Raw genomic sequence first — 11,455 nt, 5'->3', positions numbered from 1 at the left:
ATTAATTTTCAACTACAAAAAAACAGTATCATTAAAGGTTTTCAATTTGCTTTTTTCTGAATAGTTCTAATTTCTTTCTAAATGACGAGAGAGTAGACTTCAAATAGAAATCAATAGGTGATATACTCTGTTATTTCAAGACCATAGCCAATCATTCCAACACGTTTTTGTTGTTTAGAGTTAGACATCAATTTAATTTTATGAATGCCTAAATCATGTAAGATTTGTGCCCCAATGCCAAAATCTTTATGATCCATTGCTACGCTAGGTGCTTTGTATTTTTTGTTAGCTTGATTTTCTTTTAAAACTTTAAGTCTACCTAATAAATTTAACCCTTGTGTATCTTGATTAATAAAAACAATTGCACCTGATTCATGTTTATTTAAAGTTTTAAACATGTCATCAAGTTTTTTATCGGCGTCATTGGTTAACGTCCCTAAAATATCATTATTAACTAAAGTAGAATTTACACGAACTAAAACTTCTTCGTTGGCTTCCCAAGTGCCTTTTGTTAATGCTAAATGCACATGATTATTAGTCGTTTGTTGGTAAGCTCTTAAACGGTATTTCCCAAATTTAGTATGAATATCAAAATCTTCTTTTTTCTCAATTAAAGAATCATGTAACATTCTATAAGCTACTAAATCTTCAATACTCACGAGTTTTAGGTCGTGTTCTTTAGCAACATCAACTAACTGAGGTAAACGTGACATTGTACCATCTTCATTCATGATTTCACAAATCACACCAGCTGGTTTTAAGCCTGCTAGTCTTGCAAAGTCGATGGCTGCTTCAGTATGGCCAGTTCTTCTTAGAACGCCACCTTCTTTGGCTATAAGTGGAAAAATATGTCCAGGACGATTTAAATCATGTGCTTTGGTTGAAGAATCTGTTAATGCTTTAATTGTTTTTGCTCGGTCTGAAGCTGAAATCCCTGTGGTTACACCTTGACCTCTTAAATCAACTGAAACGGTAAAAGCAGTTTCCATTGGATCGGTATTATTGCCTACCATGGTATGTAAATGAAGATCTTTACAACGACCTTCGGTTAATGGTGAACAAATTAAACCGCGACCATATTTGGCCATGAAATTAATCATTTCAGGGGTAACGGCTTCTGCAGCAGCTAAGAAATCACCTTCATTTTCACGATCTTCGTCATCTACAACGATAATAACTTTTCCTTTTTTAATATCTTCAATAGCATCTTGAATACTATCTAACTTTATAGCTTGACTCATTTAGTTTTATTTAAGATTCAAAGTTATTAATCTTCTTTATTTGGCTTTTTCAATTTCAGTTTAATTAACAATTTTTGAAGCGGTACCGTAATAACGTCTAAATTGACAAAACCTTGATCTGTTGTAGCTCGATAGGTTAAATAAACACCAAGTGGTAACATAATTATGGTTGAAAGCCACGAACCTAAAAAAGGAGGTATTTTATTACTTTCTGCACTATTTCCTGCAAATAAATCAATAAAATGGTAAGCCAAAAATAATACAATAGCAACAATCATGGGTAAACCTAAACCACCTTTTCTAATTATGGCTCCTAATGGTGCGCCAACAAAAAACAACACAACACATGCAAAGCCAAGCGCATATTTGTCATGAAGTTTCATCTCTATTTTATTTAAAAAAATAGTACGATTTTTATATAAATTTTGACGAGCACTAATTTGCGGTGAAATACTATTAATAGTATTTATAGCAATGCTTAGCAATTGCTGTTGTTGAGATGTATTGTATAAATTTAAAATAGAATCAACATTATTTTTTGCTGTGTTTGAAAGCTTTTTAACTGCTTCGTAATCTGCTTTTGTTTTTTTGGCAAATTTTGATGACGGTAGTTTAAGTTTATTATAATTGGCAGAGCTATCAACTTCAACTATTCTTGATAAACCATTTCTAAGATTAATACTTTTCTGATAGCGTTTTAAATTGTTTTTAAAATCGGTTGAAAACGAATCTAATTGTGTTTTTAATTCATTGATATTTAATTGCTTAAATGGATGATTTTCATCATCATCAATATCAACTTTATTTACTTGAGTTAAATCTATATTGATGACATAACGCTCAAATTCGCTCTTTACAAATGGGCGTTTACGGCGTTCTTCAAATGAAGAAGGAATGATCTCGTTATAATAATTCCCATCAAATAATACGAGAGACAAGGTATTTGAATTTTCTTCAGATTGAAGTTGGCCTCTCTCGGCTTTAATGACGGTATAATTTCCTGATCGATTGGCGCTTTTCTTATGTATAATAACTTTTTCTAGCTGATTACCGTTTTCACCAGATTTTTTATTGACTTTAATATTGATATCACCAACATCATTAAAAGCACCTTCTACAATAGCCATCGCTGGTTGTACTTTTGCTATGTTTCGTTTCATGCTACCAGCTTTAAATTCGGCAGCAGGAATAACATTATTGCTAAAAAAGAAGGTTAAAATACCTAATAAAACAATAAATATTGAAAGACTACGCATAGCGCGTTGCAGCGAAATTCCTGAAGATTTCATAGCAGCAAATTCATAGTGCTCCGAAAAATTACCAAAAGTCATAATTGAACTCACTAATATGGTAAGTGGTAAAACAAGCGGCACTAAGTTTGGTGAGTAGAAAAATAAAAATTTAGCAACTATCCAAATCCCTAAATCTTTACCTGCTAAATCTGAAATAAACATCCAAACAGCTTGTAAGATAAAAATAAGCATCAAGATCGTAAAAACCGCAATAAAGGTTTTTAGGAATGAAACTAAAATGTAACGATCAAGTATTTTCAATAGTTTAATCTAAATTATTGATATAATAATCTGGATAACGTGACTCATCGAAACTAAACATATTACTTGACAGAGGTTGATTAGGCTTAAATTTAGTCACTCTAATTTCAATACGAGTTCCGTTATCTTGAGATTGAATTAAGTTATAAATATGCTTAGTCATTTGGTCTATTCCTATTAAAGCTTCTTGCATGTCAGCTTCAGAATCTTTAGCAATGAGTTTTATATACTGAATTTTTCGACCATCTTTATTTTGTAAAATATCATTTTTGTAAATGTAGCCTTCTTCAAAAAAAGTAAGCATTTTTGAAGGTGTGAGTTGATTGTCGTTTTCAGGGTTGTAGCTTGATATGGTAATTTCTTCGTCTTCTGGAATAATGGTATAAATTTTTTCACCGTCGAAGAGCTGAGTTGTTCCCATAAGATTAAGTAAATATTTTTCATTCTTTAAACTTAAGCTACCTCTAGTTTCTTGCTTTAGTTTTTCTTGTGTATTTTCTAATATGTATGAAAATTCAACCTGAATATTATCGTACGACTTTACTTTAGATAAAACTTCTGAAATTAAATTTTGTGCTTTAGTATCACTTTGTGCTTTAATATTAAAGCTTAAAAATAGTAAGAGAGTTAAACTAGTTAAAAAAGTTGATTTCATAATGTTATGCGTTCTTTTCATTTTCTAATAATTGTTTTAAAGCCATTAAGTCTGGTACATTTACTTGCCGTGCTTTACTGCCTTCAAACGGACCTACAATTCCTGCTGCTTCAAGTTGGTCTATAATTCGTCCAGCGCGGTTATACCCTAGTTTCAGTTTTCTTTGCAATAACGATGCCGAACCTTGCTGAGCTGTCACTATAACTTCAGCTGCTTGCTCAAATAATTTATCGCGTTCGTCTATGTCATTCGCTAATGTAGATTGTGAATCTTCGCCACTATATTCTGGTAATTGATAGGCATCAGGATATGCTTTTTGAGACCCAATAAATTCGGTAATTTTTTCAACTTCGGGCGTATCGACAAAAGCACATTGTAAACGGATTAAATCGTTACCTTGTGTAAACAACATATCACCACGACCAATAAGTTGGTCTGCACCGCCTGCATCTAAAATTGTTCGAGAATCTATTTTTGAAGTCACTCTAAAAGCAATTCTTGCCGGAAAGTTAGCTTTTATCATCCCTGTAATTACATTCACAGAAGGTCTCTGAGTAGCAATAATCAAGTGAATCCCAATAGCACGAGCTAATTGTGCCAAACGGGCGATTGGTGCTTCAACTTCTTTACCAGCGGTCATGATTAAATCGGCAAACTCATCAACAACTAAAACAATGTATGGTAAATATCGGTGTCCATTTTCAGGATTTAATTTTCGTTTTTTAAATTTCGCGTTATACTCAGATATATTACGAACCATTGCATCTTTAAGCAAGTCGTAACGTGCATCCATTTCAATACATAAAGAATTTAAGGTGTCAATTACTTTAGTATTATCAGTAATAATAGCTTCTTCAGTATCAGGAAGTTTAGCTAAGTAGTGACGTTCTATTTTATTAAACAAGGTCAATTCTACCTTTTTAGGGTCTACCAAAATAAATTTAACCTCAGCTGGATGTTTTTGATACAATAAAGAGGTTAAAATAACATTTAACCCAACTGATTTACCTTGACCTGTGGCACCAGCCATTAACAAGTGAGGCATTTTAGCTAAATCAACCACAAATGTCTCATTAGAAATCGTTTTCCCAAAAGCAATAGGCAACTGCATTTCAGCATTTTGAAATTTATTTGAAGCTGCCACACTTCTCATGGAAACAATAGCAGGGTTTTGATTTGGAACTTCAATACCAATGGTACCTTTACCTGGAATTGGTGCAATAATACGGATACCTAAGGCTGAAAGAGATAAAGCAATATCATCCTCTAAATTTTTAATTTTTGAAATACGAATACCTGCCTCAGGTATAATTTCGTATAATGTTACAGTTGGACCAACAGTTGCCTTAATTTGCGCAATACCTATTTTATAATTATTTAAGGTATCTACAATCTTATTTTTATTGGCTTCAAGCTCAGCTTGATCAATTTTAATACTTCCAGAGCCATGATCTTCAAGTAAATCTGTAGATGGAAATTGGTAATTAGACAGTTCTAATGTAGGATCAAATTCACCAAAGTTTTCGACTATTTTTTTAGATTTTGTATCGACATCATCTTCATCTTCTTCTTTGGCGGCTTCAACTTCCATTCCTAAATCATCATCTTTTGATTTGATAACAACTTTTTCAGTTTCTTGCGGTTTAGTTTCAGTGGAATTTTGCTCAGGTTGAGTTGAAACTGTTGAACTTGAATTTTGATTTTTTGGTTCTAGTGAATTTTCGAATTCTACCTCGTTAGCTTGTGTCTCAGTTGAAGCTTCTTCGGCTGAATCATTATCAGAAACTTCATCTGAAGCTGACTGCTCTTCAGAATTTATATTTGTAAAATCTTGGGACTGATTAGCCGTAGCGTTTTGATTTGTATTTTCTTGAAACTCAGCTTGAACTGATTGAGATTTCTTATTAAAAAATTGGGCTACTTTTTCAGGTGTTAGATTAATTCTAGCCACTAAATATACAATTAACATAAAAATAAGTAGCAATAATAAACCTATAGCACCAATGTAATTGGTGATCAATTCGTGCAATTCAAAGCCAACAATTCCGCCTAAAACAGGAAAATCATTAGCAAAATAAGACATTGATAGGGATAATAGTAAAATCACATAACAACCCCAAAACCAAATATTTAAAAGTTTAAGATTTTCAAGGTTTAAAAATAGTTTTAACCCGGTTAAGCCTAACATAAATGGCAAACTAAACATAGCAACACCAAAACCTTTAAAGATTAAAAAGTGAGAAATGCTTGCACCAAACATACTCAACCAGTTTTTGGGTTCACTTACAGCCTGATTAGAAGTAACAATGCTTTGGTCTAATTGCCAAGTAAATAAAAACGAAATGAAAGCGACTAACAAACCTACAGAGAAAAAAAATAGAAAACTCCCTAAAATGATATGGTGTTTTCTAGTTAATTTAAACTTAGGCTTTGCTGTTTTTTTTGCTTTTGAAGCCGCTTTTTTAGATTTTGTTTTGGCCATGAAAAATCTTAGATCTTAAAAGTACAAATATAAAAGTATTTGTGGCCAAATCTAAAATAAGTTAAACAAAAGCAGAGATATTGAAGGAATGAAGTTTTCTGAGACCAAAAAAAAGAAGCAAAAATTTGCTTCTTTTATTGATCTATAGAACCTAAGACACGCTTAGCAAATGTATTGGCTGCATCTTTTTCAGACATGCCTTCTTCTTTAATGAGCTTATCCATTTCTATTGCGCCAGCGATGTTAGTAATAATTTCACCTACAACATCCATTTCGTGGTCTTTAACTGATCTGTGTTCACAAAAACTTTCTAAAACTTCAATAGTATGTTCAAGCTTTTGAGACTCATTGTTTTTTTGAAAGTGTTTAATTATTGGTAACTTCATCGACTAATTCTTTTAATGATTCAAATTTGTTAGTTTGTACTTGATTGACAAATTTTCCATTTCTAAATGTAGCAAATGTTGGTAAGTTATTCACATTAGCAAGTTTTCTAGATTCTGGAAATTTTTCTGCATCAACAATAATAAAAGATGCATCTTCATTTTCACGAGCTAGCTTTTTAAATTTTGGCTTCATAAGTCGGCAATTGCCACACCATGAAGCTGCATACTGAACGATTACAGTTTCGTTATCATTAACTTCTTCTTGTAAAATATCTTCATCTAATTCTTTAAACATAACTTATTTTTTAAAGCCAAGACCAATTATGGTCTTGGCATGATTTTAATTTACTTGTTTGATAAATAAGACGCTGTTCCTTCTCTATTAGGTTTCATTGCATCTTTACCTTCTTCCCAATTTGCAGGACAAACTTCACCATGTTTTTGAACATGAGCATACGCATCGATCATTCTAATAAATTCATTAACGTTACGACCTAAAGGCATGTGGTTAACTCCTTCATGAAATACTGTTCCTTCTTCATCTATTAAATAAGTTGCGCGGTAAGTTACATTGTCACCATCAACAGTAATATGGCCTGTTTCATCATCGTAACGCTCATTGGTTGTGTCTAAAATTCCTAAACGACTACTCAAGTTACGATTAGAATCTGCTAGAATTGGGTAAGTAACACCTTCAATACCACCATCGTCTTTAGAAGTGTTTAACCAAGCAAAGTGAACTTCTGGCGTATCACAAGAAGCGCCAATTACAATTGAATTGCGTTTCTCAAATTCTGGTAAAGCTTCTTGAAAAGCGTGTAACTCAGTCGGACATACGTAAGTAAAATCTTTAGGATACCAGAATAAAACAATTTTTTTGTTTTCTTTCTTAGCTTTTTCTAAAATGTTAATTTGAATTGTGTCACCCATTTCATCCATGGCATTGACTACTAAATCTGGAAATTTGTTTCCTACAATTGACATAATGTTATTTTTTAGTTGATTATTTGATACAAAAATAAGGGCTAAGTTCGATTTAAACATCGTTTTAACTTATCTTTTAATTATATCTTCATAGATAAATCTTATAGTACTGAAATCGGTGTAGGAAAGTCTTTAAATTATTAAAGTTTAAAGAAAATCATTAACATTGTAATACTTAAATAATTCTATGCGTATATTATTTACACACATTAAATCATTATTACAAGTTCGTGAAACTAAACAAGTTTTAGTAGGCGCAGCTTTTAATAAACTCCCTAAAATAGACGAAGCTTGGTTATTAATTGAGGATCAAAAAATTATTGATTTCGGCGAAATGAAAAGCCTACCTAATCTTCATTTTGACCAAGAAATGAATTGCAACGGGAAATTCATATTACCGACTTGGGTAGATAGCCATACACATATTGTTTACTCAGGCAATCGTGAACAAGAATTTGTAGACCGAATAAAGGGTAAAACTTATACTGAAATTGCTCAAAACGGTGGTGGTATTTTAAACTCAGCTAAGACTTTACAACAAACAAGTTTTGAAGAATTATACCAACAATCTGAAGTACGCCTTAAAGAAGTTATACAATTAGGAACTGGCGCTGTTGAAATTAAATCTGGGTACGGTCTTACAAAAGAAGCTGAACTTAAGATGCTAAAAGTAATTCAAAAACTTAAAGAAAATTACAACCTACCTATTAAGGCTAGCTTTTTAGGGGCTCACGCTCAACCAAAAGAATTTAAAACTTCTGCAGAGTATATCTCATATGTTATTCAGCATATCCTGCCTGAGGTCGCTGAACAAAATTTAGCTGACTATATAGACATATTTTGTGAAGACGGTTATTTTGATTTAGAAGATACCAAGCGCATCATAAAAGCAGGAAAACAATATGGTTTAAAAGCTAAAATACACGTTAATCAGTTTAAAAGTTTTGGTGGTATTCAATTAGCTACTAAACATAACATTCTTAGTATTGACCACTTAGAAGTCTTAACTGAAACAGATATTCAACACCTTAAAAAAGCAGATACTATTGCAGTGGCTTTACCATCATGTTCATTTTATTTAGGCATTAATTATACACCTGTAAAACAACTCATCGATGCTGAAATTCCATTAGCGCTTGCATCAGACTTCAATCCAGGAAGCACACCAAGCGGTAACATGAATTTCGTTGTCTCTTTAGCTTGCATTAAAATGAAGTTAACACCCGAGCAAGCTATTAATGCCGCAACTGTTAATGCCGCATTCGCACTAGAACTTCAAGACGAAGTCGGAAGTATTGCAAAAGGCAAAAAAGCCAACTTTATAGTAACAAAATCTATACCTTCATACGGATTTTTACCATACGCCTTTGGTACTAATTCAATAGATCAAGTTTGGATTAATGGTAAACTTCAAGAACATGACATTTAATATATTAACACCTCAACAACTAAATAAATTTACAAAAGTACGCTCTGGAGAAGTTAAATTTGGCGAGTCAATCACTTGTTTAAATTCTCTCGAAGAACTCAATAAACGAGATGAAGAATTTGTAATTTTAGGTATTCCAGAAAACATTGGTATTCGAGCAAATTACGGTGCATCTAATGCGCATTTAATGTGGAAAGAATTTTTAAAAGCATTTTTAAATATTCAGTCAAACAGCTATAATCATCCTGAAGATGTTATTATTTTAGGCGAATTCGATACTTCGAGACAGCAAGAACGTGCCTTAAACTTAGAATTACCTCAACAAGCTGAAGTTTTTGGTGACTTAGTTCAAGAACTTGATGAAGCAGTGAGTAAACTTATACAACAAATTGTAAGCCTAGGAAAAACTCCGATTGTAATAGGTGGTGGCCATAACAATGCCTACCCTATTATTAAAGGTGTTTCTCGAGCTTTAGACCAAAAAATAAATGTTTTAAATATAGATGCACACACAGATTACAGAGATTTAGAACATCGGCATAGCGGTAACGGATTTTCATACGCTAGAGCTCATCAATTTTTAGATAAGTATGCTGTTTTTGGTTTACACAAAAATTACACCTCTGATGATATCTTTCAAGAATTTGAAGGAGATAAAAAAATGAAATTTGATTTATTTGAAAATTTAGTGCACCTCACAACATTAGATAAAACTGTACACTTCAAGTCAATGATGAACTTCTTAGACAACAAATTCGGTTTAGAATTAGATTGTGATGCAATCGAAAATTTTCCAACTAGCGCCTCGACACCTAGTGGTTTTTCAATGGCTGATATAAGAACGTTTATTAAAGTAACGCGAAACAGTGAATCTAAATACCTTCATATTTGTGAAGCACAACCATCTAATTATTTCAATTCAGGTAAAGCACTCGCCTATTTTGTAAGCGACTATATCAGAAAAAATAAATCATAATCTATACAAAACTCCTGTTTCAACAACAACTGAATTATGGCCGTGATTTGGTGTTTTTAAATTGGCATTAGAATCGTGTTTAGCATATAAACGTAAATCTATTTGAAAACGATAAAGATGAAGACTAGAGCCAAAACCTAATATATCTGTAAATGTAAAACCGTTTTTAACGCGCTCAGTACCGGCATCGCTATACATTGGTCCTACACTTGCTAAAGCATATAGACTATAAAATTGAGAAACGTAATGCCTTAAAATTACCCCAAAGTTAACCGCATAACTATTAAATTTTCGCTCTTGTGTATATTTTTCACGCAGTGACTCATAATCTGTAAAGTGTTGTGGTTGAATAAAATACTTATTAAGTAATTGGTGTTTAGACCAATAATAAACAGGCTCAATCTGTAACTCTAACTCAAAATGAGCAGATTTATAAAAAACTTGATTAAAAGCTAGCTTTAGGTGTTGATGTTCAAAACGGTAATTGTCATTCTGATATGGAAATCTATTTTGTTGACCTTCCCCAAAACTGATTCCAATTTTTCGACTTTCTGAAAAAAATTGAAATTGAGCTCGAGATATTTGTAAGCATCCTAAACATATAAAAAGCAAATAAAAAAAACGTTTAGAATGCAAAATAATGTTGAAGTTAATAGATTAATATAAGTCTATTCCTAAGCCGATAAAATTTGAAGCACCAGCACGATTAAAACGCGAATAGGCATAATTAAATCTAACTTTATTAAACCTTATAGAAAAACCACCTGATATACCAGCAAAGGCACGTTGATCTATAATTCTAAGTTCTTCGCCTCTTCTGAAGCTGTATCCTAATTGAATGTTGAATCCGCCTTCGGGGAATAATTCAAGACCAACTATTGTATGCCTTAAAATATTATTAAAAAAACTTGGATCATCTGGGGCTAAATTACCTTCTAAATCAACTTCATCTCGGTTAGTATTTCTAAATGCTACATCCCATATTTGTGCTTGGTCATACGTAATATGCCAACGTACTGGTACGTTTTTAAGTTGTTGAGAAATCCCAAGAATAATTTCAAATGGTAGTGTTTCTCGAACTTCATTAAATGGTTTAAATTGGTAGCCTAGATTTTTAATTACCCCTGAAATAACTAAATCCCACTTGTCGTATTTATAGGTCAAGCCTAAATCTATTGCTGCTGCAAATGAACTATATTGCTCTAATTTTGAAGTAATTAAATTTATATTAGCACCTGTGTAAAAATCACTTCTACCAATTTGTGATGCGTAACCTACCTGAAAAGCAGCTTCGTTTCCAGAAAATTCTTGTGTATTATTTCCAAACTCATCATAACCATCAAAATTACCGTAATTGATATAGGTCACGCTAGCTTGAATAACTTGAGTTCGTCGATCTAATAAATAAGCATATGCCGCTGTACCATAATTAACATCTGCTAAATAATTCATGTAATTAAGGCTTAATTGCTTATCCATTAAATAATTAATATTTGCTGGATTAGAAATAGCACTTGTTGGATCTGAGTTTACAAGTGTTATATTTTTACCCCCAAGTGCAGAAATTTTTGGTGAATTCGGTAAGTTTAAAAACTCATAGGTGTTGCGACCACCTATTTGACCAAATGCAGTAGAACATACTAAAATTAAACCGATTAAAATTCTCATGAATGTTGACAACTGTATTTGGTAATCATAAAAACGCTAAAATAAGTTGAATATTTTATATAAAGCAAAAGTATTAAAAAA

At 32.3% G+C, this 11,455-nt stretch carries 11 protein-coding genes; 2 read left to right on the top strand and 9 right to left on the bottom strand.

The genetic code is table 11. The annotated features are described in order from the left end of the window. Positions 1-110: 110 nt before the first annotated feature. The 7 genes from ribB to IMZ30_RS10540 form a co-directional block, all read right to left on the bottom strand. Entirely contained in the window at positions 111-1,241 is a 1,131-nt protein-coding gene (gene ribB, locus IMZ30_RS10570; protein WP_207038269.1) for a 3,4-dihydroxy-2-butanone-4-phosphate synthase, read from the bottom strand. 26 nt (positions 1,242-1,267) lie between these two features. Continuing rightward, the gene (locus tag IMZ30_RS10565; RefSeq protein WP_207038268.1) at positions 1,268-2,794 is read right to left on the bottom strand and encodes an LptF/LptG family permease; all 1,527 of its coding nucleotides are present in this window, start codon (positions 2,792-2,794) and stop codon (positions 1,268-1,270) included. A 4-nt stretch (positions 2,795-2,798) separates the two neighbouring features. Beyond that, positions 2,799-3,470, bottom strand: a complete 672-nt coding sequence (locus IMZ30_RS10560) for a LolA family protein (RefSeq protein ID WP_242529658.1) — start codon at positions 3,468-3,470, stop codon at positions 2,799-2,801. Then, complete coding sequence (locus IMZ30_RS10555; protein WP_207038267.1) at positions 3,454-5,931, bottom strand: FtsK/SpoIIIE family DNA translocase; 2,478 nt, start codon at positions 5,929-5,931, stop codon at positions 3,454-3,456. The genes IMZ30_RS10560 and IMZ30_RS10555 overlap by 17 nt, the downstream gene beginning before the upstream one ends. Before the next feature lie 134 nt (positions 5,932-6,065). After that, positions 6,066-6,317 (bottom strand): DUF6952 family protein, encoded by a 252-nt coding sequence (locus IMZ30_RS10550; protein WP_207038266.1) that lies wholly within the window; start codon positions 6,315-6,317, stop codon positions 6,066-6,068. Continuing rightward, positions 6,298-6,612, bottom strand: coding sequence for a thioredoxin family protein (locus IMZ30_RS10545; protein WP_207038265.1), 315 nt, complete (start codon positions 6,610-6,612; stop codon positions 6,298-6,300). The genes IMZ30_RS10550 and IMZ30_RS10545 overlap by 20 nt, the downstream gene beginning before the upstream one ends. 50 nt (positions 6,613-6,662) lie before the next feature. Beyond that, positions 6,663-7,301 carry a peroxiredoxin gene (locus IMZ30_RS10540; RefSeq protein WP_207038264.1) on the bottom strand — a complete coding sequence of 213 codons (639 nt, stop codon included), beginning with the start codon at positions 7,299-7,301 and terminating at the stop codon, positions 6,663-6,665. 187 nt (positions 7,302-7,488) lie between these two features. Between IMZ30_RS10540 and hutI the strand changes: the two genes are divergently transcribed. After that, complete coding sequence (hutI, locus tag IMZ30_RS10535) at positions 7,489-8,730, top strand: imidazolonepropionase (RefSeq protein ID WP_207038263.1); 1,242 nt, start codon at positions 7,489-7,491, stop codon at positions 8,728-8,730. Then, a complete protein-coding gene (locus IMZ30_RS10530; RefSeq protein WP_207038262.1) occupies positions 8,720-9,706 on the top strand; it encodes a formimidoylglutamase in 987 nt (328 codons plus the stop codon). The genes hutI and IMZ30_RS10530 overlap by 11 nt, the downstream gene beginning before the upstream one ends. Here IMZ30_RS10530 and IMZ30_RS10525 read toward each other — a convergent pair. Both IMZ30_RS10525 and porQ read right to left on the bottom strand, forming a co-directional pair. Further along, on the bottom strand, positions 9,701-10,318 hold the full coding sequence (locus IMZ30_RS10525; protein WP_207038261.1) for an acyloxyacyl hydrolase: 618 nt from the start codon (positions 10,316-10,318) through the stop codon (positions 9,701-9,703). The genes IMZ30_RS10530 and IMZ30_RS10525 overlap by 6 nt on opposite strands. 45 nt (positions 10,319-10,363) lie before the next feature. Next, positions 10,364-11,374 carry a type IX secretion system protein PorQ gene (porQ, locus tag IMZ30_RS10520; RefSeq protein ID WP_207038260.1) on the bottom strand — a complete coding sequence of 337 codons (1,011 nt, stop codon included), beginning with the start codon at positions 11,372-11,374 and terminating at the stop codon, positions 10,364-10,366. Between the last annotated feature and the right edge of the window lie 81 nt (positions 11,375-11,455).

This window comes from Psychroflexus sp. ALD_RP9 (assembly GCF_017311165.1).
Lineage (GTDB): Bacteria > Bacteroidota > Bacteroidia > Flavobacteriales > Flavobacteriaceae > Psychroflexus.
Note: the sequence above shows the minus strand (reverse complement) of the source record. Positions and strands in the feature narration are given on the sequence as shown.

Coding starts and splice junctions, on each gene's coding strand:
- IMZ30_RS10540 (WP_207038264.1), bottom strand. CDS start 7,301: ATGTCAATTGTAGGAAACAAATTTCCAGATTTAGTAGTCAATGCCATG.
- ribB (WP_207038269.1), bottom strand. CDS start 1,241: ATGAGTCAAGCTATAAAGTTAGATAGTATTCAAGATGCTATTGAAGAT.
- IMZ30_RS10555 (WP_207038267.1), bottom strand. CDS start 5,931: ATGGCCAAAACAAAATCTAAAAAAGCGGCTTCAAAAGCAAAAAAAACA.
- IMZ30_RS10545 (WP_207038265.1), bottom strand. CDS start 6,612: ATGTTTAAAGAATTAGATGAAGATATTTTACAAGAAGAAGTTAATGAT.
- IMZ30_RS10530 (WP_207038262.1), top strand. CDS start 8,720: ATGACATTTAATATATTAACACCTCAACAACTAAATAAATTTACAAAA.
- IMZ30_RS10560 (WP_242529658.1), bottom strand. CDS start 3,470: ATGAAAAGAACGCATAACATTATGAAATCAACTTTTTTAACTAGTTTA.
- porQ (WP_207038260.1), bottom strand. CDS start 11,374: ATGAGAATTTTAATCGGTTTAATTTTAGTATGTTCTACTGCATTTGGT.
- IMZ30_RS10550 (WP_207038266.1), bottom strand. CDS start 6,317: ATGAAGTTACCAATAATTAAACACTTTCAAAAAAACAATGAGTCTCAA.
- hutI (WP_207038263.1), top strand. CDS start 7,489: ATGCGTATATTATTTACACACATTAAATCATTATTACAAGTTCGTGAA.